We start from the raw sequence: 26,775 nt of genomic DNA on the forward strand, positions 1-26,775 counted from the left end.
TAACCAGCAGCATACACATCTCCTGCGTCCTGCTCATTTCATCATCTACGGGATATCTCTGACAGAAACGTCTGAATCACTCGATAGAAACAGTATAAACGAAGTTACACTCAAAAACAAATAAAATTTTCATAAACTAAGGGGTACGAAAAAATTCCATTTTCTTTTCCATATCACCACAGCATCAATAGGCCTGTCACAAAATAAGACAGCTGACTTTTCCATATCAGCGTCCGTACATCATCTGTCCGGACGCTGATATGGAAAAGCCTGCTGTCTCACATTGCGGCAAATCTTTCACACATCTTTAATTATCAAGCAATTTATCCTCGCCATTCCAGCTATAAAGCTTCCGAATCTCTTTGCCGACCTTCTCTGAAGGATGCTCAGCCGCCAGCTTCCGCATAGCCTTAAAATGCGCCTGTCCGCCTGCAGAAGACATATCAAGCAGGAATTCCTTAGCAAAAGATCCATCCTGGATATCCTTCAGGATCTTCTTCATCGTATTCTTTGTCTCCTCTGTAATCAGCTTCGGCCCAGTCACATAATCGCCGTACTCTGCCGTATTCGAGATGGAATAACGCATCCCCTCGAATCCAGACTGATAAATCAAATCCACAATCAGCTTCATCTCATGGATACACTCAAAATAAGCATTTCTCGGATCATAGCCTGCCTCAGTCAAGGTCTCATAGCCTGCCTGCATCAGCGCACAGACACCGCCGCACAGAACCGCCTGCTCGCCAAAAAGATCCGTCTCCGTCTCTGTTCTAAAGGTTGTCTCCAAAACGCCCGCTCTCGCGCCGCCGATAGCCAGAGCATAAGCCAGAGCCTTCTCCAGAGCCTTCCCTGTAGCATCCTGATGTACAGCCACAAGACAGGGAACGCCCTTGCCGGCCTGATACTCGCTTCTCACCGTATGTCCCGGTCCCTTAGGCGCAATCATGGTAACATCCACATTCTTAGGCGGCACAATCTGATTAAAATGAATATTAAAGCCATGGGCAAACATCAGCATATTGCCCTCCTCCAGGTTGGGTTCAATATCCTTCTTATACATAGCGGCCTGCAGTTCATCATTAATCAGAATCATAATAATGTCTGCCTTCTTCGCAGCCTCTGCAGCCGTATACACCTCAAATCCCTGGGCCTCGGCACGCGCCCAGGACTTGCTGCCCTCATAAAGGCCGATAATCACATGACAGCCCGATTCCTTCGCATTCAGCGCATGGGCATGTCCCTGGCTTCCATAGCCAATCACCGCAATCGTCTTGCCCTCCAGTAAAGAAAGGTTACAATCTTCCTGGTAATAAATCTTTGCCATTTTTTCATTCCTCCATTTTCTTAATTATAGTTACAAGCAGGGTAAAAACTTCAAAGCCAAAGTAAAGCTTCTCCATCAACTTTCAAACTCAGCGCGGCTTTTCTCAAATACCGTACCATCCCTGCGGACTATCCAGCTCTTTGGCCGCATATCAGCAAATCACGCCGCTGTCAGCTGAAATCATAATCCATCAGCTGCCCGTCCTCATCATACATCTTCACATCAAAAACACCCCGGGACAGTCCCGTAATCCCCGTCCTCGCAAGCTCCAGAATCTCATACCCATTCAACAGATCAATAAACGCCTCAATCTTAGACTGATTCCCTGTAAGCTCAATAAGCAGAGACTCCTTCGACACATCCACAATCTTAGCCCGGAAAATATTGGCCACCGAAATAATCGACTGCCGGTTCTCCTCATTCACCTTCAGCTTAATCATAATCAGTTCCCGGCAGATAGAACTCTCCGGCTCCAGCCGCTTAATATCAATCACATCCACCAGCTTGCTGAGCTGCTTCTCAATCTGCTCCAGAATCGTCCGATCCCCTTTCGCCACCACCGTAGCCCTGGAATACCGGGGATCCGCCGTCACGCCAACCGTCAGGCTGTCAATATTATATCCACGCCTGCTGAACAGCCCGGCAATCCGGCTCAAAACACCAGACGTATTATCCACCAACATAGAAAAAACAACTTTTCTCATAAACCCTTTCACCTCTCCGTCCAAAATTCCACATCCCAAAACCGCAAAATTCAGAGCCCTCTCCAACCAAACCAAAAAGACTCCCCGCAGCCCCAGGCCAACACCAAATAACACTTCCTCAATTCTAACAAGTTATCCAATCCTTGTCAATCAAATCAAATCTTCAAGTCAGCTTCAAAACAACATCCGCCCCAATCCCTCGAAACAGCCGCACTCCAACACCCAAAGCCGCTTCACACCAACCGTCCATCAAAGTCAGGGATTGTCGGAAAATATGCCATCCGTATTTTCCAATATCCAGTGTCCGCCTGTTCGCGCACACTCTGTCTGATCTGGGCGGACATTGCCCAAAACCAAACAGTTATGCAACCACAAAAAAGAATCAATGTCCGTTCAGAGCAGACAGAGTGTACGAGAACCGTCCGGACACGGATATGGAAAATACGGATGGCATATTTTCCGACAATCCCGTCCGCCCCCTATCAATTCAAAATCATCCGATCATTCGCAAACTCCCCGCCGCTGGCCTGCTCAAACTTAGCCAGCAGATCCGCCACCTTCAGCTTTTTCTTCTCTTCCCCGGAAACATCATAAATCACATTTCCCTCATACATCATAATCAGCCGGTTCCCATGAACAATGGCATCCTTCATATTATGAGTAATCATAAGAGTTGTAAGGTGATCACGCCCCACAATCCGCTCCGTAGCATCCAAAACCTTTGCCGCCGTCTTGGGATCAAGAGCCGCCGTATGCTCATCCAGAAGCAAGAGCTTCGGCTTTTTCAAGGTTGCCATCAAAAGGGTCAGAGCCTGCCGCTGTCCTCCGGAAAGCAGACCTACCTTACTGGTCATCCGATCCTCAAGGCCCAGATCCAGCACTTTAAGCTTCTCCTTGTAATCCTCCCGTTCCGCCCTGGTAATCCCGGACTTCAAAAAACGGAAATTTCCCCTTCTTAAAGCCAGAGCCAGATTTTCCTGGATCTGCATATTTGCCGCCGTTCCCGTCATAGGATCCTGGAACACCCGTCCCAGATAAGCCGCCCGCTTATGCTCCGGCAGCCGGGTCACGTCAATATTATCAATAAAAATCTTTCCTTCGTCCACAGGCCACACCCCGGCCACCGCATTGAGCATCGTGGACTTTCCGGCTCCGTTTCCGCCGATAACCGTTACAAAATCTCCTTCCCTCAATTCCAGGGACAAATCCTTAAGGGCCGTTTTCTCATTTACCGTACCCACGTTAAAGGTTTTCCAGATATGTTCTATCCTAAGCATTGGAGGCACCTCCCCTTTTCACCGGTTTTGCAAAATACTTCCCTTTCAAATATGGGATTGCCAGGAAAACAGCAACTACAACCGCAGCCAGAAGCTTCAAATCATTCGAATCCAGGCCCATCTTTAACACAACCTGAAGTACCAGATAATAAATAATGGATCCGAACACCACCGATAAAAGCTTAAAAGCAAAATTTCCCCGAATCTTTCCGAACACCACCTGGCCGATAATCACAGCCGCCAGGCCGATGACAATGGCGCCCCGTCCTGCATTGATATCCGCAAAGCCTTGATACTGCGCAAAGAGTCCGCTGGAAAACGCCACAATACCGTTGGAAATCACCAGACCCAGAATCTTGCTGATGTCTGTGTTAATTCCCTGTGCCCGGGACATATTTGCGTTGCAGCCCGTCGCGCGGATGGAGCAGCCAAGCTCTGTTCCAAAGAACCAGTAAAGAACTGCAATCAAAAGAAGTACAAAGATTCCTACCACGAAAATCGGATTCTGATAAAAAGGCACATCCTTCACCCAGCGCAGAGATACCAACAGCTCATACTGGTCCACGCCGATGGACTGGTTGGCTCTTCCTCCCATAATCCGCAGATTGACGGAATAAAGTCCAAGCTGTGTGAGAATCCCCGCTAAAATTGCAGGAATCCCCATAGCCGTATGTAAGATTCCCGTTACCAGACCTGCAAGCATGCCGGCTCCCACTGCTGCAAGCAGGGAAAAGCCTGCGGAATGTCCGCTAAGCATCATCATGACGCAGACCGCTCCTCCTGTGGCCATCGTTCCGTCCACTGTCAGGTCTGCCAAATCCAGAACCTTATAGGTAATATAGACGCCAATCGCCATAATCCCCCAGATAAGCCCCTGGGCGCAGGCTCCTGGCAGCGCATTCAAAAACTTCACAATTTCCATAACTGTTCCTCCTAGTATAGTTCCGCAATGTCCTGTCAAAAGGCACAAAGCTTTCATAATTATAACAAAAAGCAGCAAAAAAGGAAAGTCTTTTTTGCTGCTTTTTATAATCTTTTTCAAGCAAAACAATGATTTATGCGCTGCTTTCTCACCTGCTGCCGGGCTTACTGGATTGCTTCGTAGCCCTCCGGAATGGTGATGCCAAGAGAATCGCACAGTTCCTGGTTGTATTTCTTGGTAAACTGAGGAGCGTACTCAATCGGCATCGCTGCGATATCAGACTCACCCTTCAGAATCTTTGCAGCCATTTTGCCGGTAGCAACACCCAGATCGTAGTAGCTGATAGACAGGGTTGCAACGCCGCAGCCTGCACAGATGCCTTCCTCTCCTACTACTACAGGCATCTTAGCCGGCTCACAGATATTCCGGATGACTTCTGTGTTGTTTGCAGCCGTATTGTCGGTAGGAATGTAGAGGACGTCGCTTTCATCCACGGCTGTCTGGGTTACGGACGACAGATCATTGGAGTCTGCGAAGGAGTACTGCTTACAGGTGTATCCAAGCTCTTCCAGGAAGCCCTGAACCGTGTCTACCTGGTACTGGGAATTGGCCTCTGCGGAGCAGTATACCAGTCCTACGTTCTTTGCATCCGGGAACAGCTCTTTTACGATCTGTGCCTGCTCATCCAAGGGCGCCAGGTCGGAAGTACCGGAGATATTGCCTCCGACGGTTCCGTTAAAATCGCTGATGTTCAGAGCCACGCCGTACTCTGTTACGGATGTTCCCAGAATCGGAATGGTTCCGGTTCCTGCCTGTGCCGCCTGGAGCGCCGGGGTTGCATTTGCAAGGATAAGATCTACCTCGTCTGATACAAACTGATTTACAATCGTAGAGCAGGTGGGCACATCGCCGGAAGCGTTCTGCTCGTCAAAGGAAATCTTATCGCCGAATTCTTCTGTCAGCGCATCCTTGAAGCCCTGGGTCGCAGCATCCAGCGCATCGTGCTGTACAAGCTGGCAGATACCTACCACGTACTCAGCGCCGTCTGTGGGTGCCTCTGTTCCTGCCTCTTCGCCGGAAGCTTCCTCCTGCGTCTCGGAAGGAGCCTCTGTCGGTTCTTCACTCTTACTGCCGCATGCTGCCACAGATACTGCCATGGACAGCGCAAGGAGCATTGCCAATAACTTTTTCATACTTATCTTCCTCCTAGTAAATTTTCCTGTTTGGGAGCTTTTGCTTTTCCGCCACAACGCTGTGACGCATTAAAGCGTTAACCCACCTTAGAAATTGTATACCAAAGAAGAAGATTTGTCAATCCATGATTTTTTCTCTTTGAACCTTCTCTTTGAATTTTTCTCGCTATTTCTCGTTATCGATCGTGAAACAATCAAAAACTAAAATTTTCAAGCTTGCGCAAAGCCGTGGGAAACGTTATAGTATGAAGAGAGAAAGGATGAACTATGCAGATCACATACATTGGACACAGCGGTTTTCTGGTTGAGCTTCGGGAAACCCTCCTGTTATTTGACTATTACGAAGGCTCTCTGCCTCAGCTTCCCTTGGAAAAACAGCTCTACGTGTTTGCCAGCCACCGGCATCCGGATCATTTTAACCCGGAGATCTTTTCTCTGGCAGAGACACATGAGAATATCTTCTTCTGCCTGTCCAAAGATATCTGGGAATGCCGGATTCCCAAAGAGCGCCGCAGCCAGACATTACGCCTAAAACCAGGAGAAAGCCGTGATTTGGACTCCCTGTCCTTAAGAACGCTGAAATCAACGGATGAGGGCGTCGCTTTTCTGGTTTGGGTTGAAGGAAAGACCCTCTACCATGCGGGGGATCTAAATGACTGGCGCTGGCCGGGAGAGCCGGAGAACTGGAACCGGCAGATGAAGGAACATTATGACAACTATGTGGAACCCCTGCGCGATATGCACATAGACGCCGCCTTTCTTCCACTGGATCCAAGGCAGGAGGCATACTATTCTCTGGGGTTTGATTACTTTTTGTCTCTGACTGCCAAGGGAAATAAGGATGAACGCATCTATCCTATGCATTGCTGGGAGGATTACCGTATCATTGACCAATGGCTTACGGAGCATCCAAGCCATCCAGAGCGCCGGCGGATTGTACCCGTTACAGGGCGCGGCCAGCATTTTATACAGTGAAAGCCGCCCTATGCCTTTTCGCATTTAAAACATATGCAGAGCCATGAAAGGAGAAACTGCCATGAATTTTCAATTTGCACACTACAACTACAATGTAATCAACCTGGAGAAGTCCCTGGACTTCTACGAGAAAGCCCTTGGACTTAAGGAGGCCCGGAGAAAGGAAGCTGCGGACGGCAGCTTTATCCTCTCCTACTTAACCGACGGCAAGACTGGCTTTCAGCTTGAGCTCACCTGGCTTCGTGACTGGGAAGGGGATCGCTACAATCTGGGCGACAATGAAATCCATCTGGCATTCACCACCGACGATATGGATGCCGCCCACAAAAAGCACCAGGAAATGAACTGTATCTGCTATGAAAATCCTGATATGGGAATCTATTTTATTGCGGATCCGGATGGCTATTGGATTGAGATAGTCCCGGCCAAGTCAAACACCCCACAGTAAGCTGATGGGGCGTCAAACTTCCCTTTATTCCAAATACGGCTCTAGCAGATTACTTCCATGTGCATAAAGGGTATCGTACCAGAACTGCCCCGTCCCGGCCGTGTCCGCATCGGCCGGGATTTTTCCTTTTGTCTGCAAAAGCTCTTCACAGATCAGGGCCATAATCCGGCCCTCCAAACCGGTTTCCTCTCCATCTTGAAAACGGTTCAGACAATAGCGGAGCGTGTATTCTCCATAATAAACCAGCTCCCTGTACTCTGCGTAATGCTCCTCTACATAATCCCGGGGATTGGAGGAAGCGGACGGACTGCTGCATATGGTGTTTAACAGCTGCTCTACCGCCTTGTCCGTATCAAGGGAAACAGCCTCTTCCAGAGAACCTTGGGCTTCCTGAGGCTTTACTGCATCCTCTGTTCTATTATCAGGATTCTCACTAAGCTGCAGATCCCATGGTACAGCGCTCACCGAAAGCTGCTCCTCTTCGGAAAGGCTGTTATACCACTTAAGCCATTCTATGGTTTCCTCGGACAAATCATTCACATTATACCAGTGATTGTGGTAGCGGATGAGACTGCCGTCTCCGCCCCGGTACTCAAAAATCATCCATTTTCCATTTACCTGAATCTCAATGGTATCTTTTTCTCCAAACTGGTAGCTGTAGCCTGCGCCGAAATTGGACTGATTATTTTCCGCCGGTATCTCGCTTCCGTCTACGGCAGAGGTGATTTCTCCGTCCATGTCCGGGCTTCGGTCCGCTTTTGTGCTCTCCCTTCCGGTATCATAATAATATTTATCATTTACCAGAACCATAGGAATCACGTCATACTTCCTATCTTCTTCTGTTCCTGAGGCAATTCTGACTTCCACGCCCTCAGCCTTTACATAGACCGTCCTATCCTCATCTGTGGAATTATCAGCATTTACGCCGATTCGGAACCAGGCGCCTTTTTCCGCCTTGATCTCTACCGGCATCCCCGGCGTCATATAGGCAGGCGTATCGAGCTGCTCCTTCTCTGCGTCAACAGGCAGCAGGACAACCTCCGTATCGCCTAAGCCTTCCCCCGCCCAGAGGGTAAGGCTTCCCTTATTGGGAGAAATTTCTTCGTCAGAATAATAGATTCCGCCCTCGCTGCCTGCCGGAATTACAATTCTCACTTGATAGGCGTCCTGCCTGGGATTGGTCAGGAAGCAGACGGCTGCTGCAATACAGACCGGAACAGCAGTCAGAATCACCCAGAAGGCAGGCTTTTGGTAATTCAGCACTGCCTTGACCCTTGCTTTGACTCCGATTTCTCCAAAGGCCAAAGGACAGGCCAGAACCATCTTTTTCCCTTCGCTGCAGGTGACAAGAACGTGGGAATAAGCTTTCTTTCCGCTGCTGTTCATAGAGCCAATCACCTTTTCATCGCAGGCAAGCTCCACATCCCGGCCAAACAACATATAGGCCGCCCACATAAGGGGATGGAACCAATAGACAGACAGCAGCACATAGGCCAGAAGCTTCCAGAAATGATCCCCTCGCTTTAAATGGGCCCGTTCATGGGCAAGGACATACCTGGTTTCTTCCTGGTTAAGACCGGAAGGCAGATAGATCCGGGGACGCAGGATTCCCAGAATAAAAGAAGAATTCACCCCGTCGCAAAGCCAGATATGTTTCTTTGCCTCCCCCAGCGGAACAGCCTCCCGAAGCCGGACAGAAAGGCGCAGATAGCTTACAAAGGCATACAGCAGCAGGAAAATCATGCCGAGAATCCAGAAAATCCCTGCCAAATGCATTCCTGTATTCAAAGGATTTGCGCCGGAAGCTTTGGAGGCTGCGCCGATGGTTTCCTGCAGTATGGGATTTACCGTGCTGTTAAGCGCCGGGATACCGCTGCTCATAATAGGCGCCTGGGACTGGCCGAGGCTCTCAGGGCTGATGGTTTCCGCACTTGGAATGAGGCTCAGAGAGCTTTCAAAGGAAACAGGGCATACCAGGCGGACAGCCACGATTCCCCACAGAATACAGGACAGCCATCTAGGGGCTTTTCTCAACAGTATCCGAAGGAATATCACAGCCAGAATCAGCCATCCCGCGGCAATACTCATATTCAGCAATTTTAAAAAGATCTTTTCCATATTCTCACCTCTGTGTGAAACCTGCTCCTAATCCGCCTCGGCTTTGTCGATCATTTCTCTGATCCTGGCCGCTTCCTCCGAGGTCAAAGTGCTGTTCTTGGTAAAGGCGGCAATAAAGGCCGGAAGGGAGCCGTCAAAAGTATCCTCCACAAACCTGCGGCTCTGCATGGAATAAAACTGCCCGCGGGAAATGAGACTGGTCACGGTTCCCTTTTGATTTTCAAATAAGCCCTTACTGCACAGCCGCTTTAAAACCGTATGGGTAGTCGTCCGCTTCCAGGTAAACGCTTCTGCCGCCAGTTTCACAAGCTCCGAAGAAGTAACCGGCTCATGCTCCCAAATCATATCTGCAAACCGGGCCTCGATTACGCCTAATTGTATCTCTGCCATGATCCCCTCACCTTTCCTGCTGTTCTCTGCTTCCTATCATCAATTCTTCTGTACTACAATTTGTAGTCTATATCATAAGACTACTACAAGTAGTCTCATATGTCAAGAAAAAATTGCTGTACACCGGTTCCCTTAGCAGCTCATCATCCCCATACTTCTTCTCCAGATCACGCAGCAGCCCATCAAGCTTCGAGGCATAGAAATCCACCTCCTCCCACTCGTCCCCCCAACAACGTAACAACGCTGGTGTCGCAAAATAAGGCGGCAGGCTTTTCCAATATCCAGTGTCCGGCTGTTCGCGTACACCTTGTCTGATATGGACGAACATTGCCAAAAAACCAAACACCCAAAACAACAAAAAATGGCAATGTACGTACAGAGCAGACAAGGTGTACACGAACCGTCCGAACACAGGATATGGAAAAGCCTGCCGCCCTATTTTGCGACACCAGCGGCCACAACCACCCCTACTCCCAAGGCATCAACGGATTCTCAATCTTCTTATCCCGAATCATCAACTCATTCACAGCCTCCCTGGCCGGCTTATCCTCAAACAGCACCGCATTCACCTGCTCAATAATCGGAATCTCCACCCCATACTTTCTCGCAAGCCCCACGGCAGCCTTGGCAGAGTAAACACCCTCCACCACCATTTTCACCTCATCCATGGCCTCCTTCATGGTTCTCCCCTGTCCCATCAGATATCCGGCCTTCCGGTTCCGGCTGTGGACAGAAGCACAAGTTACAATCAAATCACCAATGCCAGACAGGCCGCTGAAGGACTCAATCCTTCCTCCCATGGCAAGCCCGATCCGGCTCATCTCCGCAATTCCCCTGGTGATAAGAGCCGCCTTTGTATTATCCCCATAGCCGAGACCGTCTGCAATGCCGGCCGCCAGAGCAATGACATTTTTAAGAGCGCCTCCCAGTTCAATGCCGAGCATATCAGGGCTGGTATACACACGGAATACCTGGTTCATAAAAATATTCTGGATATATTCCGCCGTCTCCCGGTCATGGGCCCCGGCTACTACAGTCGTGGGAAGCCCCCGGCCTACCTCCTCGGCATGGCTCGGGCCGGAAAGTACGGCTGCACGGCAGTTTGGTATCTCCTGCTCCACAATCTCCGACAGGGTCATCAGGGTGGATTCCTCAATTCCCTTGGCCACATTTACGATAATCTGCCCGTCCTCCACAAAGGGAGCCATACTGTGAGCCGTGCTTCTGGTAAAGGGAGACGGAACTGCCAGTACCATCATCTCTGCGCCTTTGATGCTGCTCTCAAGATCTGTCGTAATACGCATATCCTCCGGCAGCTTTACGCCTGGAAGCTTATCCTTGTGCTCATGCTGCTGGTTCAGCATCGCCACCTCGGCTTCCATAATCGACCACAAAGTTACTTCATGTCCGTTATTGTGGAGCAATATGGACAGGGCCGTTCCCCAGCTTCCAGCTCCTATAACACTTACCTTTGCCATTGTATCCGTCTCCTTTTTGATTCTTTTTATTTTTTACTTCTTTGGACTTTTAAATAAAGACACACTGTTAATCACAATCGAAATAACCGTGCCTATCCACAAAGCCTTGGACATTACCGGAGTGACGTCCAGCAGCGCGCTCCAGTCCTCGCTGAGCACCCATTTTGCATCGGCGCTGTAAAATGCGCAGAGCGTGAAAGCCGTAAATGATAAACTGATAAACCGAAACCATTTGGCCTCCCCGCCTTTTATTGTCCATATTACATTTAATACCGCCGCTGCTGCCGCAATGATGCAAAAAAACAACCACATATTCATTCTCCTATTCTAAATCGCTGCGCGATAGCACTAAAGGGTAAAGCCGCCTCAATCCGCCTTCTGTCCCAGCTTCCGCTCTGTTCCGTTTATAAGTCCTTTGATGTTTTTCTTGTGCCTGTAAAGGGCAAGAACCGTCAGAAAAGCCGTGATGGCATACAGCTCATACAAATGCGGCTGCGCAAGGCCCCATTTTCCAAGGAAGCCGTAAATCAGCACGCCGGCCATCAGTTCTATTACCACAAGAACAGAGCCTGCGGACACATACTTTGTCACAGCCACAGACAGCACAAAGCTGACCGCCGCAATGACCATCAGCACCGGATCCAGGCTCACAAACAGGCCGGCTGTGGCTGCGATGCCTTTGCCGCCCTTAAATCCCAGGTAAAAGGGAAAATTGTGGCCCAGGATCACACCCATGGAGGCATACATGCCAAAGAGAACGCCTATGTTCTCTGAGGGATCGCCGTAATTGCGAAAAAGAAGCCTTACTGCAATCACCGCAAAGACGCATTTGAAGCAGTCTCCGAAAAAGGTAATGGCCCCGGCCTTTTTCCCCAGAGTTCTTAAGGCATTGGTAGCTCCGGCGTTGCCGCTTCCATGCTCCCGGATGTCAATTCCCCTCATTCTTCCATATAAGTAACTTGTCTGAAACAGACCAAACACATATCCTATAAGTACGCAAATAAGGCGTTCCATCACTGCTGCCCCTTTCTTTCCCGAACGAAAAATCTAAGCGCCGTACCCTTGAAGCCGAAGGCCTCCCGGATCTTATTTTCCAGATACCGGGTGTAGGAAAAATGCATCAGCTCCTTGTCGTTGACAAAGATTACAAAGGTGGGCGGTTTCACGGCTACCTGGGTGACGTAGAAGATTTTCAGCCGTTTCCCCTTGTCTGACGGCGGCTGCTGCAGAGCCACAGCCTCGGTTACAATCTCATTGAGCACACCGGTGGCAATCCGCAGGTTCTGGTTCTGAATCACCAGGTCTATGAGATCAAAGAGCTTGGAAAGCCGCTGTCCTGTCAGAGCCGAGAGAAACAGCATTTCCGCATAAGGCATGTAGGACAGGATAGTGCGGATTCGGTTTGTATACTCGTAGATGGTTTTGTCATTTTTCTCAATGGCATCCCACTTATTCACCGCAATGATGACGCCTTTGCCCCGATCGTGGGCAATGCCTGCAATCTTGGCGTCCTGCTCGGTAACGCCCTCCACTGCGTCAATCACCAGCACCACCACGTCGGCACGTTCCACCGCTGTCACGGTGCGGATGATGCTGTAGCGCTCCAGCTCTTCCTTGACCTTGCTTTTGCGCCGCAGTCCGGCCGTGTCGATAAAGACATACTCCTGGCCGTTATGCATCACGTTAGTATCAATGGCGTCCCGGGTCGTTCCGGCGATGTCCGAGACTATGACGCGGTTTTCTCCCGTAAGCTTATTGATAATGGAGGATTTTCCCACGTTGGGCTTGCCTACAATGGCAATCTTCGGACGGTCGTCCTCCTCCTCTTCCTCAGAATGATCCGGAAAATGGCTCGCCACCTCGTCCAGCATATCTCCCAGTCCCAGACGGGAGGCGGAGGAAATGGGAACGGGATCGCCTAAACCTAAGTTGTAGAACTCGTACACATCCGGCATCAGCTTTTGGAAGCTGTCTACCTTGTTGACTACCAGAACCACCGGCTTTCCCGAACGGCGGAGCATATCGGCCACCTTGGAATCCGCATCCACCAGCCCCTGGCGTACATCGGTGAGAAATACAATGACATCCGCTGTGTCAATGGCGATCTGGGCCTGCTCCCGCATCTGGGAGAGAATCACGTCCCGGCTGTCAGGCTCGATACCGCCTGTGTCAATGAGTGTGAATGCCCGGTCAAGCCAGGTAACGTCTGCGTAAATGCGATCCCTGGTTACACCCGGCGTATCCTTTACAATGGAAATCTCCCCGCCTGCCAGGGCGTTGAACAAGGTGGATTTCCCTACGTTGGGGCGCCCTACGATGGCTACGATTGGTCTGCTCATAATATTACATATCTCCTATTCCAGTTCCGCAGTTTTATGGCACTGCTTTTCCTCAGTCTCCTAATACTGCCTCTAACAAAGCTTTTCCGTCTGATTCTACAATAATTACGGGCACTTGTAAAGCCCTGGAAAGCTCTTCCACCGTCATATCGTCCAGAAAAATGCGCTCGCCGCTCTTCATCATGTGCTCTGTCAGCAGCAATTCCTCTCCCAGAGCATGTCCGCTTAGCTGTTTTTTCAAATCCTGTCCGGTGAGAAGGCCGGCCACTGTGATAGATCTGCCGAAAAAGTCATTTTTGACAGGAAAAATCTGAATCTCCACATTAGGATACTTTCTGCGTATCTGTTCTGCCTCTTTCATAAGGATAGGGGCGGCCAGTGTTCCGGTGGCAATGGTCACTTTCCGGCTTCTATCGTCGCCGGAGCGGCAGGCAAGCTCGTTCTTAAGTTCTTCGTGGAGAAGCCGCACCATGCCGACACCGTTTTCCAGCTGAAGGTAGCCGTCGTAGCTTTCCTCCCTCGGCAGCTCCTCCCCGGCCAAAAGATACCACTCGTCGCCGGCATGAACAAAGTGGGTTCCGTACTTCTCATAGAGGCGATCCTGCCAGGCGTGAAGCTGCTTTAACACCTGCAGCGCATCCTCCCTGGTAAACGGCTCCAAAAGATACAGACCTTCCCGGTGATCCGTAAGTCCCACAGGAACCACGGAAAGGCTTTGGAGATGGGGGAGGTATTTTGTCAGCGCTTCTATGCTGTGCTCCAGTTCATCCCCGTCGTTGATTCCCTTACAGAGTACAATCTGGCCATTCATGGTGATGCCGGCTTTGTAAAACTGCTCTACTTTGTCTAAGGCATCCCCGGCGAAGCGGTTATTGAGCATCCTGCAGCGCAGATCCCGGTTCATGGTGTGGAAGGATATGTTGATGGGGGACAGATGGTAGCGGATGATACGCTCCACATCCTCATCGCTCATATTTGTTAAGGTTACATAATTTCCCTGCAAAAAGGACAGACGGGAATCGTCGTCCTTGAAATAGAGGGTTTCACGCATTCCCCTGGGAAGCTGATCGATAAAGCAGAACATGCACTTGTTCCGGCAGGAGCGGTACTCGTCCATAAGGCCGTTTTCAAATACAATCCCCAGGTCGTCCTCATACTCCTTTTCAATCTCAAGCTCCCACTCCTCTCCGTCGGATTTACGGATTAGGATTTCCAAATATTCCTCGTTAATCAGATAGTGATAATCAAAAATGTCCTCTATGCTCTGGCCGTTGACGGATACCAGCGCGTCGCCGGGCGCCAGTTCAAGCTCCTCCGCTATGCTGCCCGGTTCTATCCGGCTGATGACGTGTTCTTTGTTTTTTTTCATGGCTTGCAGCCTCCTTTTTCTTTGCGGCTTATCCTTTATATCTCATACCCTTCCGAATGAAGTTCGCTGCCCAAAGTGGTATGTATTCTTAGAGTACTCAAAGGGTATTTTTTTCTGCATGATTTTACGAAACCGCAGAAACTCCGGGCTTTCATTTCCAGCGATTTCCTCTATGTTAATTTTACACATTACGGACCTTGTGTGCAAGTTTCATTTTATCTTGCGCTTCCCCGGCTTCTATGTTATTCTCAGACAAATAACAAACAATCTTAACAGCATATTCCCATAAAATACTCACATAGATTTACAGCATATGTACTTGTGTCTGAAAATCCGGCTTATACGGGTATGCTGACCACTTGGAGGATTTCAATGAGAACAAAAGAACAGATACTTGAATTTATTCGGAAGCAAAAGACTGCCTTTATTGCCTCCGTAGATGAAGATGGCTTTCCCAATATGAAGGCTATGTTTGCGCCGCGTAAAATTGAGGGGAATTGTTTTTATTTTACCACCAATACCTCCTCCATGCGTGCACAGCAATTTCTGAAAAATCCCAGGGCAAGCATTTATTTTTACAACCGGGGACGCTTTCGATATGAAGGGATTATGCTGACTGGTAATATGGAAGTTTTGCAGGATGAGGAAATCAAAAAGGAAATCTGGCGTACCGGGGACAATATGTTCTACAAGCAGGGCGTGACAGATCCCGATTACTGTGTACTGAAATTCACAGCGGTTAAGGGACGTCATTACTGTGATTTAAGATCGGAAAGCTTTTCTGTTGCGGATTTGAGCTGACGCCCGGAATCTGCCACCTTACTGTCCGCCCGGTAATCGGACGGCATATGGGGTTACTGGCATCAACTCTTTAAATAATCGCTAAATTCCTTTAATTCCATCTTCGTTTCTTTGGAAAGACTGTTAAATCTCCAACAAGCAGACCCGGCTGCCATGCTCCTCTATGATTTTCAGCAAATCTTCGGTTTTCATCCAGACAGTAGCCGTATTGTCATTTGGATGAACGCCTATCAGCCCCGGATCTTCCAGAAATGCTTTGTCCAGGAAAAACTGCACGCTGTGGGCTTCGTCATTCAAAAGGCCAAGAGGCGTTACCGCACCGGGCAGGAGTTTGAGATGCTCCATCAGTTCTTCCTTTGAGGCAAAGCTTAAGGGGCGCGTGCCGTTTTTCCTGCGAAATTCCTTGAGATCCACCCGTTTGCTTCCCGGCACCGTTATCAGATAATAGCTGCGTTTTTTATCGTCGCGTACAAAAAGATTTTTCGCATCGGCCGCCGGGTAGGGCAGCTCTACCCCGGACAGCTCTTCCATATTGTAGACGGCTTTGTGCTCTGTGATTTCATGCCAGATGCCTCTGTTTTTCAGATATTCATATACCTCTTGTTTATTCATGATTACTTCCCTTTTAAGTTTTGCAGTAAGCAGCCCAAGATTTCCGCTGCTCTTTGGCTTATGTAATTTATAGTGCAGCCTTTGTTTTTTCATATTCTTCACATTCGCTTCTCAATCTATAGAGCAAATGTGTAATTGCAAACATCAATGTTTCATAATGCATATAATCCAAAATATTTTTATCCACAAGAATCTGAAGGCTTGCCGGGAATTCCTCATCAGATGCCCAATAACGTAATGACACCGGCAGAAATGGAAACATGTCTATGTCGTATGCTGCATCCCCTTTATTAATTTTTCTTCCTCCCAGCTTCTCGCATGCCGCGGCAAATGCCGTCTCTTTTCCATCAAAGGCTTCTGCGGCATGCCCAAAAAACTGATTCCCTTTTGCCAATGAGCCTCCCTGAACAGACGAACAACTGTCTATGTTTACCCACTCATGGGACAGTCTGCAGTCTTCTTTGGAATAACAAAGCACATCATAAATTGTCATAGCCTCATTATAGTCCGCTTTTTCCTCGGTCTGAAAGGAATCCTTTGACCAGGCGGCTGCTCCGGTCAGCCGATGTATGCGGTACTTCCGCCCTATAAAATATAGGTAGAGATAACTTTTGTCATGCTCCAGCTCAAATTTTTGAATCATTTTTTCCTGATCGTACTGCAAAAAGACTTCTGCCATCTGGTCTTTCATTTTTTCATAATTCGAAGCTCTGTTTTTTATTTCCATTTTTTTCCACTTCGACCGTCCTTTCTCAATTATAAGTCCAGCCTCATATATATGGAAGCGTCCATCGGACTGTCATTGTAGCTCTCAATCTCATAAAATCCATATTTTCTGTACATATGTATGGCGCTTTGCAGAAACGGCAGGGTGTCCAAAAGCATATGGCGGTAGCCGATTTCCTTTGCATCCTTAATAATCTGCCGAATCAGAATGTCCCCTATTCCCTGTCCCCGGAAACAGGGCCTTACATAGAGACGCTTCATTTCGCAGCCTGCTTCATCAAGCTTTTTCAGGCCGATGCATCCGGCCAGATTTCCGCCGCTATTCTTCCCTTTCTCTGGCAGCCCGTGCCTTTTTGTTATACCGCGGTTCCCATCCTTTTCAGGCCGGCCGGTGTCCTCCGAAAATGCATAGCACAGGTACAGCCTTCCTCCGGGTAAACCGTATTTTTTCTCAGGATGCTCCAGCTCATCCTCATAATTCTGCACGGTAAGATACTCTCGAAATGCAGGATCTCCCTGCAGCAGCATCTCTGTGTATTCTGAAAATAGCTGCCGTACCTCCTGGGGCAACTGATATGCCGGCACTAATTGAACTGTCATATAGAGTCTCCTATCCTTATGTTGTAATTTGAAGCTTCTATGCTCTTTCCCTTAATGAAAAATCCGATACCATTTATACCCCACGCAGTAAAACAATTCCCGGGTCAGAAAGGGAAGCTTTGTCTTTAAGCTGCGGTACATGGTGGTCGGCGTGGGGGAGCTATAGGCTTTCATTCCTGCATCCTCTGCCAGCAGCATGGCGCGCTTCATGTGGAGCGGATCGCTGACTACGATAGCTGTCTGATATCCGTTTTTCTCCATCAGCGCCTTGGAATTCTCCAGATTTTCCTGGGTGATTACGGAGGCCTCTTCCATCAGAATATCCTCCTTAGGAACACCCTGGCTCAGCACATATTCTTTCGCAGAGTATGCATCCGAATGCTTATTTCCCTTTGCCACTCCGCCTGTGACAATGATCTTTTTGACCAGCCCCTGCTGATACAGGCAGATGCCGTGATTCAGCCGCTCCCGGTACACCGGGGAAACGCCCCTGTCATAGGCGGCTGCCCCCAGGACAATGACCACGTCCGCCTCGCAGCGCTCGTCCCGGATGCTATAAGCACAGATGCTTATGATGTTTTCAAGAATATAAAAAAGGAATAGAAAAATAACGGATGCAATGATTGTTCTTTTTTTCATGGTTTTAACCTTGTCTTTTTGTTGTGCCGGACTGCTCCTGCTCCCGCCGCATCTCCTTTAGCTCCTTTAGCACAAAGACCACAATCACCTGGGTAAAAACAAAGGTCAAAAGATCCGCTGCCGGCTGGGCAAGCTGCAGCCCCAACAGGCCGAGGGTTCCCGGCAGAATCAAGATAGCCGGAATAAAGAACAGGCCCTGCTTTCCGATGGCCGTCAAGGTCGCCCGGAAACTATAGCCGATGGACTGGGTGAGCATATTTCCGATAATGGTAAATGCCTGCAAAGGCAGCAATGTGCACTGAAGCCGAAGCGCCAGCGCTCCGATTCGAACCACTTCCGCATCCTCCCGGCGGAAGATCCGCATAATCGGCGTGGAGACGGAAAACATCACCACTCCCATGATGAGAAGAAACACAAATGCCACTCTCTGACAGAAGTAATAAGCCTCAAGCACCCGGTCATACCGCCTGGCCCCAAAGGTAAAGCCGCAGACCGGCTGAAAGCCTTGTCCAAAGCCGATGAGCGCAGAATTAATAAACATCATAATCCGGGTTACAATGGACATCGCCGCCACTGCAGCGTCGCCAAAGCCGGAAGCCGCCACATTTAACAGTACCGAGGCTGCGCTTGCCAGGCCCTGGCGTCCCAGCGTGGGCAGACCGGCAGACAGTATCTCTTTATAGACCCATGCTTTCATCGTAAAATACCTTGGATGAGGCTTTAATACATTTTCCGAGCGGATTACCAGGGCCAGCAAGATCAAAAAGCTGATAAACTGGCTGAAAATCGTGGCAATGGCCGCCCCTGAGATTCCCATCTTTAAGTTAAAAATCAATATCGGATCCAGGATCACGTTGAGAATGCCTCCTGTGGTAATGCCGATCATAGAAAGCATGGCGTTTCCCTGGGAGCGCAGCTGATTGTTAAACACAAAGGACACCGTCATATAAGGCGCGGCAAGGAGAATGTATTTTCCATAATCCTTTGCATAGGGGGCGATTGTCTTCGTAGCTCCCAGAGCCGATACCAGGGCGTCGATATTCCAGATTCCCGCCACAGCCAGCAGCAGGCCGAAGGCCAGAGCCGTATAGACGGAGACGGAGCAGGCCGTCTGGGCCTTTTCCGTCTCCTTAGCTCCCAGCATACGGGACATATAATTGCCGCTGCCCATTCCGAGGGTGAAGCCGATTGCCTGGATCATGGCCATCAGCGAAAAGTTCACTCCCACGGCGCCGGATGCACTGGTGCTGAGCTGGCTTACGAAAAAAGTGTCGGCCATGTTGTAGATAGAAGTGATCAGCATACTGATGATGGTAGGCACCGCAAGACGGGGAATCAGCCTGTTGATGGGCGTATCCATCATCATTTTATATTTTTCTTCCGCAGTCATTGCCTGTTTCATGGCTTCTTCCGTCCTTTTCCGTAACCTCTTCCACCCGTCTTTTCCGGCAGAAGATATGAGGCGGTAAAAACATTTACCGCCTTATCCCATTTTGATCAAAATTTTTCCGTAACGCCCGTTCCGTAGGAAATATAGTTCCCGTCAAAATTACACACTGAACAATACAGATCACACCGGTCAGATTCCCTACTACATCCTCGCTCTGCCCTATCACAAAGAGCATAGGAACATTCGATAAAGGCAGCAGTGCCAGCCCACAGATAACCCATAGTTTTCCGCAGTATTGATGTGCAAATTCCCAGGTATCTTGATTTTTGGTGGACATTTTTGTGCAGTATCCGAATGCCATATTGAGCTCATTCGGAATGTGGTGCAGAAACATCACTCCAAAGCCAATCATCGTAAGGGGAACGAGCATATTCATAAACAGCATTAAAACCCAGAATCCCATAAGCACACCTCACTTTTATAAGCCTTCAAATGGTTTTACATTTTACCGCACGTTACCGCCCGAACAACTCCTTGAAGGAAGCCTTGCGCTCCACAGCCTCCGTCATTTCTCCCATCTTCGACACATCCCCAATGAGAATCACTCCGCAGAGACGGTTGTTGCGGAAGTAGTATTTCTCATACTGTTTCCTGGACATATCCTTGAATTCAACCGTCCGGTAAACCAGATCCGGATTGCCGCCGTTATCCCCGATGGAAAACAGCGCCGTATTCATACCATGGAAGGTCAGAGCCGCCGGAACTGTGGTGTAGGAAAGCTCCTCGCCGGCTGCATTTGCCCCGGCTGTTTTCCCCTGCTCCACTGCCTGGGGCCAGATGGCATAATTGATGCCCTCGTACTGGGCGCAATCGCCGCAGGCATAGATATCCGGCACGCTGGAAGCCATATGGCTGTCCACAATCACTGCCCGGTCAACGGCAGCGCCTGCTTCCTTTGCAATCTGAATGTTGGAGCGCACGCCGCAGGACACGATCACAAGCTGGGCCGGAATCACGGTTCCGTCGCCCAGACGGACGCCGGTCACATGCTCCTCTCCTTCGATGGCAGAAATCTGCACTCCGGTGTGAATGGCAATCCCCTGGCCTTCACCGATGCTCTTTAGCATCTCTCCGGCTCCCGCATCCAGCTGCCGTCCCATAAGACGGGGAGCAAGCTCCAGAACCGTCACCTTGCAGTGGGCCTTCTTAAGCTCCCAGGCGGCTTCTAAGCCAAGCACGCCTCCGCCTATGACCACGGCCTCCTTTGTCTTCTCCAAAAGCTCCGTCACCTTCTGCGTATCGGAAAGCTTTCGTATCGCCACAACCTCCGACTTATCTGCGCCTGTAATCGGCGGGATGAAGCACTCGGAGCCAAGGGCATAAATAAGCTTTGTATATTTAAACTTTGCCCCGTCCTCTGTGAGAATTTCCTTTTCCTCTGTATCAATGGATGTCACCTGTCTGCCCAGAATCTGAACCACATTGTTTTCCTCATACCAGGAGGCGTCCTGAATGGCTATCTGATCCGCATCCAGCCCGGCCACCAGCGACTTTGTCAGCATCGGCCTGTTGTAGGAGGGATATTCCTCATTGGAAATGATGTAGACGCCGCCGGTCTTGTCCCGTTCCCGGATGGCCTTTGCCGCGTTGAACCCGGCTGCCCCGTTTCCAAGAATGGCGTAGAGATTGCTGGTATCCTTCCGGTAAGCCGTCGTTTCACTCTCCACCGGCACAAAGTTTTCCTTTCCCACGCCGCAGACTGGACAGATCTCCAGGGAGGAATCAAAAATTTCTCCACATACCAGGCATTTTACCAGGCTTGTTTTCCCTGCTGCCTTCTTGGGGTTCTCTTTATCCAGAAGCATGCAGCCGAAATTGTAGCCGTACTCGTAGGCATTGAGAAGATCAACCTCACTGGGCTTAAACCGTACCCGGAAGCCCTCTGTCACACGCATTTTCAGCTGTTCCAGACGCTCTATAATATGAGGCACGCCCTCTCCGCTCCAGCCGTAGCTTCCAAAAGCGCTGGCCAGCTTTCCGCCGTGGGTTCCGGCAAAAATGGAGGTGGTCAAATCCCAGACAGGCTTCAAGGCCTCTCCAACAATGGTAGGCGTTCCAAACAAAATACCGTCCGCAAAGCCAAGCTCCTCCAGTACCTTGCCCTGATCCGCCGTCACCAGATCGTAGCTTCGCACGTCAATATCGCCGCTGTCCCCAATGCCTCTTCCAATCTCTTCGGCAAGCTGCGCCGTGTAGCCGTAAGCGCTCACATAAGGGATGACCACGGTTTTCTTTGGATTGGGATTGACTACGGTACACCACTCCCGGTAGGTATTCAGCATCCGGTCAATGCCGCTGTCCAGAACAGGCCCGTGCCCCGTACAGATCATGGAAATGTCCAGATCGCTTATCCGGTCAAGAGCCTTCAGCATAAAGGGCTTAAAGGGCCCGATAATGCAGTCAAAATAATAACGTGTGGCTTTCCAGTAATCCTCTTTTGCCGTCACCTTGCTGGACACAATTTCCGGAAATGCGTAATGGGAGCCGAAGGAATCACAGGTCACCAGGATCTGCTGCTCCTCCAGATAGGTGTACATGGTATCCGGCCAGTGAAGGTTGGGCACATGAAGAAAACGCAGCTTAAGCGTCCCTAAGGTCATCTCCTGCTCGTCCTTTACCGCTATGCTGCAGAAATCCCGGTTTACGATATTTTTAAGGAAGGAGACAGCCGTAGGGGTGGCGATCACCTTAAGCCCTGGATTCAGCTCCAAAAGACGCTCCACGCTTCCGGCGTGATCCGGCTCTGTGTGGCTTACAACCAGGTAGTCAATTTTCTTTACATCTACGATTTCTTCCAGTTCCTTCAGATATTCGTCAAAATATTTCGCCTTTGCAGTCTCAAACAGGATGGTTTTATCTCCTGCCTTGTATACATAGGAATTGTAGGTGGTGCCGAATTCTGTGTACATAATGATGTCAAATACACGAAGTCTGTCGTCCAGAATTCCTGCCCAGTAGAAGTTTTCTCTGAGCTTATATGCCTTTGCTTCCATATTTACCTCCTTAAAGGGCTGTCAGCGTCTGCCGGCAACCCTTGTAGCTTGTGATTTGTTTTTTTGTTTTCCGATTTAAACCACGGTAGTCTCGAATCCCAGATCATCCATCAGCTCCCGGGCCTTTGCTACGCAGTTCTCGCAGCCGTCGATGGTGACGGTTTTGTCTGCAAGGCTTACCTTGAAGTCCAGTCCTGCTCCTGTAAGGGACTTGGTGATGCGCTCTACACATTTCTCACAGTGCATATCCTCTGCTTTTAATACGGTCATTTTTTGTTCCTCCTTCATTTTCTTAAAATGCATTTATACCCGGCACCTTCCTGCGGCAGACTTCCCTTTGCGCCACAGAATATGTTTTGGGAAACTATTGGGTGCGTGTATTCTGTTATTTCATCAGCCTGCGGATGGTATCACAGAGCTCGTCTACCACGGCCTCGTCTCCCTTTTTAATATCCTCCACCACGCAGGTTTTGATATGGTTGGAAAGCAGTTCTTTGTTAAAGGCGTTTAAGGCTGACTGGATGGCAGATACCTGGGTGAGAATGTCCACGCAGTAGCGCTCCTCTTCCAGCATGCTGCGGATGCCCCGTACCTGGCCCTCGATGCGGTTCAGGCGGTGAATCAGGCTTTTGTACTCTTCACTGTCCCGGTGCTTCGTTTTCACGCAGCAGCCCTCCTGGCAGCTGCAGCTCTCTTTGCGTTTCTCTTGTTCCATACTTAAAATCTCCTATTCCAGTACCATAAAAATCTTCAAAGCACATCTTTATGAAATCAATTTCCAGCCACAGTTACATGTGTCTGTCTCTCCTACAGCTTCAGCCTCTTAAGCCGCAGTGCATTGCTGACCACAGACACTGAGCTGAAAGACATGGCGAGCCCGGCGAAAATCGGGTTCAGCAGGGGCCCACCTAAAGCATACAACAATCCGGCCGCAATGGGAAGCCCCAAAGTGTTATAAAAGAAAGCCCAGAAGAGATTCTGCTTAATATTGCGGATGGTTGCCCTGCTTAAATGGATGGCCTTGTACACATCCTTCAAATCCGACTTCATCAGTACAAGATCGCTGGATTCCAGCGCAATGTCGCTTCCGCTTCCAATCGCAGCCCCCACATCGGCCTGAACCAGGGCCGGCGCATCGTTGATGCCGTCTCCCACCATCATTACGGAGAAGCCTTCCTTCTGGTAACGCTCCACCACCTGGGACTTATCCCCCGGAAGCACCTCAGCAATGACCTCGTCTACCTGTACCTGGCTTCCGATATAATCTGCCGTGAGCTGATTGTCCCCTGTCAGCATCACCACGCGGATTCCAAGATTACGCATCTGGGCAACGGCTTCCTTACTCGTTTCCTTAATGGTATCTGCCACGCAGATCATTCCCACAAGCTTTTCGTCCATCACAACAAACATCGGCGTCTGTCCCTTGCCTGCGGACTTCTTTGCTGCTTCCTCGTATTCTCCCAGGGATACCTTATTTCCCTCCAGCATCCTTCGGTTTCCGATATGGAAATAATGTCCTTCCAGAACTGCCTCAATGCCCTTGCCGGTAATGCTCTGAAAGGCTTCTGTCTGGGCAAGGGAAAGTCCCTTTTCCTGTGCGCCGGCCACAATGGCCTCACCCAGAGGATGCTCCGAAGAGCGCTCGCAGCTTGCGGCTAATCTGAGAAGTTCATCCGGCTCCATTTCATGGGAAATCACATCCACCACTTTTGGCTTTCCCTCTGTAATCGTTCCTGTCTTATCCAGAACCACTACCTGCACCTTATGGGTAGTTTCCAGAGCCTCGCCGCTCTTTATCAGAATTCCGTGGCTGGCTCCCAGTCCCGTTCCCACCATAATCGCCGTGGGCGTTGCCAGTCCCAGGGCACAGGGACAGGCTATCACCAGAACCGATACGAAAATAGTCAGCACAAAGGCCGCATCGTGTCCGAGAGCAGCCCAGATAAGGGCCGCCGCAACCGCAATCCCCATAACCGTCGGCACAAAATATCCTGCCACCGTATCTGCAAGCTTGGAAATGGGGGCTTTCTTGCCCTGAGCGTCTTCCATCATCTGAATAATCCGGGAAAGAGTGGTATCCGCCCCCACATGGGTTACTTCAATCTCCATGGCCCCGTTAAAATTCATACTGCCGCCAATTACAGTGTCGCCTGCTTCCTTTTCCACCGGAATGCTCTCTCCCGTCAGCATGGATTCGTCCACACTGCTGGATCCTCCCGTCACCGTTCCGTCAAGAGGAACCTTGCTGCCCGGCTTTACCAGAAGGATATCACCGGGAACCACTTCCTCCACCCGTACCTCTATCTCCTGACCGTCCCTTAAGAGAATGGCCGTATCCGGCGCAAGCTCCATCAGCTTGCGGATAGCTTCGGAGGTCTTTCCCTTGCTTCTCGCCTCCAGATATTTTCCAAGCATAATGAGCGTTACCACCACGGCCGCCGACTCATAGTAGAGATTCTCCACACAGGCCGGATCCGAGGGAATGCCCACAGTCATGGCGAGACTGTAGAAAAAGGCGCTTCCCGTTCCGATTGCCACCAGGGAATCCATATTTGGATGCCCCCGGAACAGCGTCTTAAATCCTACAACATAGAACTTCCGCCCGTGCCAAAGTATCAATACCGTTAAAATAAGCTGGGCCAAGGCGAAATTCAGCGGATGGCTGTGCATATGCAGGAAATCCGGCAGAGGCAGTGTAACAGGTATCATATGTCCCATGGAAATATACAGGAGAGGCACTGCCAGACAAATCGTAACAATCAGGTTCTGCTTCTGCCTGCGCAGCTTCTCCATCTGCTCGTTCTGCTCTGCGCTCCGGTCTTCTTTTTCCACATCCTTTGGAACAAAGCCGGCTTTTTCTATCTTAAGCTTAATATCCGCAAGCTTTACCTTGGTAGGATCGTAGACAATATGCGCCTTGTTGGTGGTCAGGTTCACCTCGCTGCTGATGACTCCAGGCAGCTTTCTGGTGACACGCTCCACCGCCGCACTGCAGGAGGCACAGGTCATCCCCTCTATATTCAAGGTGATCTCCTGGTTTTTCGCCTCTGCCCGCTGCTCCTCTCTGGCGCCAAAACCGGCACGCTCAATCCGTTCACAAAGCATCTCTACCGTTACCTGCTTAGGATCATACACAATCCGCGCCCGGTTGGTTGCCAGATTCACCTGGCTGCTTGCCACTCCGGGCAGCTTCCCGGTGACACGCTCCACTGCCGCACTGCAGGAGGCGCAGGTCATTCCTTCTATTATCAATGTTACTTCCTGATTCATGTAACTCACTCCTCTCCTATCTGGCAGCAAACCAGTTTTACCGCCAAGTTATATACCCTATTGGGGTATCTTTATTTTCAATATACCCCATTGGGGTATCTTTGTCAAGGAGATTTTTCACAATTGCGCTTATTTCTATTTTAGTGATTCCACATTTTTCAAAGAAACATACCATAACTCCCAAAAGCTGCGGCCTTAAAGAACTCCTCCACTTTGTTCCAGAATAAACAGAACCAGCGAACTGCAATTTTATTTCACAAGTTCAATAAGATATGGGATTCAGTCTGTTCCTCTCTTTATTTTTGAATTATATTTCTCACATTCTGATTCTAATTTAGGAAAATTCAGGCAGCGATTTCTGCCTGAAAATGGCTCATTGGAGATGTACTTTTTATACAAGACGTTTGCTTTGTTACAGATTACTTCACTATTGATCCGACACCATTCTAATTCTTGAACACACAATCGTTTATAATATTTGATGTTTTCCCTGTCTCTCTTAAAAATAGTTGTATCAACAAGCTGTAATTGTTCTTCTTCAATAGGTATCATCAGATTAAAATTCAGGACACCTAAAAGCTTCCCATTTATTTCAATCCTTGAAAAATCTATAGAGTTCTTCATTTTTTTATGCTTTTCTTTTGGTGATGAAAGTGGTATACAATATTTATAAATACCACAGATAATAACAATTCCAACAAAAACCCTGTTATCTTTTCCCGTCTGTGGCGAAACAGAAAGCACTTTATCATCTATATTATGTAAATTGCGGATATATTTCATATCTACCTTGTATAAGTTAAAATCTGTCTGCATATTTCTCCTCGTAAAAAATGGCTATGCGTTTCCACATAGCCATTTGTGTAGTAACTCCATTAGAGTTGCTAACGCTTTTAGCAGTCCACTTTGCGGTAGGACTCACCACTAGTAGTATAATACCATATTTCCAAAAATAGTCAATCTTTTTTTGCGTAAATACATAAAATCACTCAATTCTATTTTAGTGATTCCACATTTTTCAAAGAAGCATACCATAACTCCCAAAAGCTGTAGCCTTAAAGAAATCCTCCGCTTCTCTTAGAAATAAATGAGACGCTTAAATATTCCTGCTTAGCACTCGATGGCAACTTGCTAATGTGGATTTATG

General features: G+C 49.2%; 26 protein-coding genes. 3 read left to right on the top strand and 23 right to left on the bottom strand.

Annotation, left to right across the window (positions count from 1 at the left end):
* Nucleotides 1–307: 307 nt before the first annotated feature.
* The 5 genes from ilvC to VV089_RS08325 form a co-directional block, all read right to left on the bottom strand.
* The gene (gene ilvC, locus VV089_RS08305; protein ID WP_172542849.1) at nucleotides 308–1,324 is read right to left on the bottom strand and encodes a ketol-acid reductoisomerase; all 1,017 of its coding nucleotides are present in this window, start codon (nucleotides 1,322–1,324) and stop codon (nucleotides 308–310) included.
* A gap of 170 nt (nucleotides 1,325–1,494) precedes the next feature.
* Complete coding sequence (gene ilvN, locus VV089_RS08310) at nucleotides 1,495–2,028, bottom strand: acetolactate synthase small subunit (protein ID WP_172542850.1); 534 nt, start codon at nucleotides 2,026–2,028, stop codon at nucleotides 1,495–1,497.
* A gap of 482 nt (nucleotides 2,029–2,510) precedes the next feature.
* The gene (locus tag VV089_RS08315) at nucleotides 2,511–3,305 is read right to left on the bottom strand and encodes an ABC transporter ATP-binding protein (protein ID WP_172542851.1); all 795 of its coding nucleotides are present in this window, start codon (nucleotides 3,303–3,305) and stop codon (nucleotides 2,511–2,513) included.
* Nucleotides 3,298–4,227 (bottom strand): ABC transporter permease, encoded by a 930-nt coding sequence (locus VV089_RS08320; RefSeq protein WP_334335572.1) that lies wholly within the window; start codon nucleotides 4,225–4,227, stop codon nucleotides 3,298–3,300. Before VV089_RS08320 ends, VV089_RS08315 begins: the two co-directional genes overlap by 8 nt.
* Nucleotides 4,228–4,391: 164 nt before the next feature.
* Nucleotides 4,392–5,420, bottom strand: coding sequence for an ABC transporter substrate-binding protein (locus VV089_RS08325; RefSeq protein WP_334335573.1), 1,029 nt, complete (start codon nucleotides 5,418–5,420; stop codon nucleotides 4,392–4,394).
* Nucleotides 5,421–5,687: 267 nt separating this feature from the next.
* Between VV089_RS08325 and VV089_RS08330 the strand changes: the two genes are divergently transcribed.
* Together VV089_RS08330 and VV089_RS08335 are read left to right on the top strand one after the other, a co-directional pair.
* Nucleotides 5,688–6,395 (top strand): MBL fold metallo-hydrolase, encoded by a 708-nt coding sequence (locus tag VV089_RS08330; RefSeq protein WP_334335574.1) that lies wholly within the window; start codon nucleotides 5,688–5,690, stop codon nucleotides 6,393–6,395.
* A 61-nt stretch (nucleotides 6,396–6,456) separates the two neighbouring features.
* Entirely contained in the window at nucleotides 6,457–6,843 is a 387-nt protein-coding gene (locus tag VV089_RS08335; protein ID WP_334335575.1) for a VOC family protein, read from the top strand.
* Nucleotides 6,844–6,867: 24 nt separating this feature from the next.
* On the opposite strand, the gene VV089_RS08340 is transcribed toward VV089_RS08335, so the two are convergent.
* The 7 genes from VV089_RS08340 to VV089_RS08370 form a co-directional block, all read right to left on the bottom strand.
* Complete coding sequence (locus VV089_RS08340) at nucleotides 6,868–8,961, bottom strand: M56 family metallopeptidase (protein WP_334335576.1); 2,094 nt, start codon at nucleotides 8,959–8,961, stop codon at nucleotides 6,868–6,870.
* Between the two features lie 27 nt (nucleotides 8,962–8,988).
* A complete protein-coding gene (locus VV089_RS08345; RefSeq protein WP_172542458.1) occupies nucleotides 8,989–9,351 on the bottom strand; it encodes a BlaI/MecI/CopY family transcriptional regulator in 363 nt (120 codons plus the stop codon).
* A gap of 467 nt (nucleotides 9,352–9,818) precedes the next feature.
* The gene (locus VV089_RS08350; protein ID WP_334335577.1) at nucleotides 9,819–10,829 is read right to left on the bottom strand and encodes an NAD(P)H-dependent glycerol-3-phosphate dehydrogenase; all 1,011 of its coding nucleotides are present in this window, start codon (nucleotides 10,827–10,829) and stop codon (nucleotides 9,819–9,821) included.
* 33 nt (nucleotides 10,830–10,862) lie between these two features.
* Complete coding sequence (locus VV089_RS08355; RefSeq protein ID WP_334335578.1) at nucleotides 10,863–11,141, bottom strand: hypothetical protein; 279 nt, start codon at nucleotides 11,139–11,141, stop codon at nucleotides 10,863–10,865.
* Nucleotides 11,142–11,195: 54 nt separating this feature from the next.
* Complete coding sequence (plsY, locus tag VV089_RS08360; RefSeq protein WP_172542455.1) at nucleotides 11,196–11,843, bottom strand: glycerol-3-phosphate 1-O-acyltransferase PlsY; 648 nt, start codon at nucleotides 11,841–11,843, stop codon at nucleotides 11,196–11,198.
* Nucleotides 11,843–13,168: a ribosome biogenesis GTPase Der gene (gene der, locus VV089_RS08365; protein ID WP_334335579.1), complete on the bottom strand. Its 1,326-nt coding sequence runs from the start codon at nucleotides 13,166–13,168 to the stop codon at nucleotides 11,843–11,845. The genes plsY and der overlap by 1 nt, the downstream gene beginning before the upstream one ends.
* Before the next feature lie 52 nt (nucleotides 13,169–13,220).
* The gene (locus VV089_RS08370; protein ID WP_334335580.1) at nucleotides 13,221–14,537 is read right to left on the bottom strand and encodes a DUF512 domain-containing protein; all 1,317 of its coding nucleotides are present in this window, start codon (nucleotides 14,535–14,537) and stop codon (nucleotides 13,221–13,223) included.
* A 372-nt stretch (nucleotides 14,538–14,909) separates the two neighbouring features.
* Between VV089_RS08370 and VV089_RS08375 the strand changes: the two genes are divergently transcribed.
* On the top strand, nucleotides 14,910–15,338 hold the full coding sequence (locus tag VV089_RS08375; protein WP_334335581.1) for a pyridoxamine 5'-phosphate oxidase family protein: 429 nt from the start codon (nucleotides 14,910–14,912) through the stop codon (nucleotides 15,336–15,338).
* A 123-nt stretch (nucleotides 15,339–15,461) separates the two neighbouring features.
* On the opposite strand, the gene VV089_RS08380 is transcribed toward VV089_RS08375, so the two are convergent.
* The 11 genes from VV089_RS08380 to VV089_RS08430 all read right to left on the bottom strand — a co-directional run bounded on the left by VV089_RS08380 (nucleotide 15,462) and on the right by VV089_RS08430 (nucleotide 26,444).
* Complete coding sequence (locus VV089_RS08380; protein WP_334335582.1) at nucleotides 15,462–15,950, bottom strand: prolyl-tRNA synthetase associated domain-containing protein; 489 nt, start codon at nucleotides 15,948–15,950, stop codon at nucleotides 15,462–15,464.
* 67 nt (nucleotides 15,951–16,017) lie between these two features.
* Complete coding sequence (locus VV089_RS08385) at nucleotides 16,018–16,677, bottom strand: DUF3786 domain-containing protein (protein WP_334335583.1); 660 nt, start codon at nucleotides 16,675–16,677, stop codon at nucleotides 16,018–16,020.
* Nucleotides 16,678–16,706: 29 nt separating this feature from the next.
* Nucleotides 16,707–17,276: a GNAT family N-acetyltransferase gene (locus tag VV089_RS08390; protein ID WP_172542451.1), complete on the bottom strand. Its 570-nt coding sequence runs from the start codon at nucleotides 17,274–17,276 to the stop codon at nucleotides 16,707–16,709.
* 51 nt (nucleotides 17,277–17,327) lie between these two features.
* Nucleotides 17,328–17,915: a YdcF family protein gene (locus VV089_RS08395; protein ID WP_334335584.1), complete on the bottom strand. Its 588-nt coding sequence runs from the start codon at nucleotides 17,913–17,915 to the stop codon at nucleotides 17,328–17,330.
* Between the two features lie 4 nt (nucleotides 17,916–17,919).
* A complete protein-coding gene (locus tag VV089_RS08400; protein WP_334335585.1) occupies nucleotides 17,920–19,317 on the bottom strand; it encodes an MATE family efflux transporter in 1,398 nt (465 codons plus the stop codon).
* 73 nt (nucleotides 19,318–19,390) lie between these two features.
* A complete protein-coding gene (locus VV089_RS08405) occupies nucleotides 19,391–19,768 on the bottom strand; it encodes an SdpI family protein (protein WP_334335586.1) in 378 nt (125 codons plus the stop codon).
* A 52-nt stretch (nucleotides 19,769–19,820) separates the two neighbouring features.
* Complete coding sequence (locus tag VV089_RS08410; protein ID WP_334335587.1) at nucleotides 19,821–22,358, bottom strand: FAD-dependent oxidoreductase; 2,538 nt, start codon at nucleotides 22,356–22,358, stop codon at nucleotides 19,821–19,823.
* Nucleotides 22,359–22,433: 75 nt separating this feature from the next.
* The gene (locus VV089_RS08415) at nucleotides 22,434–22,628 is read right to left on the bottom strand and encodes a heavy-metal-associated domain-containing protein (protein WP_172542447.1); all 195 of its coding nucleotides are present in this window, start codon (nucleotides 22,626–22,628) and stop codon (nucleotides 22,434–22,436) included.
* A gap of 115 nt (nucleotides 22,629–22,743) precedes the next feature.
* On the bottom strand, nucleotides 22,744–23,073 hold the full coding sequence (locus VV089_RS08420; RefSeq protein ID WP_172542446.1) for a metal-sensing transcriptional repressor: 330 nt from the start codon (nucleotides 23,071–23,073) through the stop codon (nucleotides 22,744–22,746).
* A 92-nt stretch (nucleotides 23,074–23,165) separates the two neighbouring features.
* Nucleotides 23,166–25,628, bottom strand: coding sequence for a heavy metal translocating P-type ATPase (locus VV089_RS08425; protein WP_334335588.1), 2,463 nt, complete (start codon nucleotides 25,626–25,628; stop codon nucleotides 23,166–23,168).
* Nucleotides 25,629–25,907: 279 nt separating this feature from the next.
* A complete protein-coding gene (locus VV089_RS08430) occupies nucleotides 25,908–26,444 on the bottom strand; it encodes a type III toxin-antitoxin system ToxN/AbiQ family toxin (RefSeq protein WP_172542444.1) in 537 nt (178 codons plus the stop codon).
* Between the last annotated feature and the right edge of the window lie 331 nt (nucleotides 26,445–26,775).

The organism is Candidatus Merdisoma sp. JLR.KK011, from assembly GCF_036941125.1.
In the GTDB taxonomy this organism is placed as follows: domain Bacteria; phylum Bacillota; class Clostridia; order Lachnospirales; family Lachnospiraceae; genus Laedolimicola.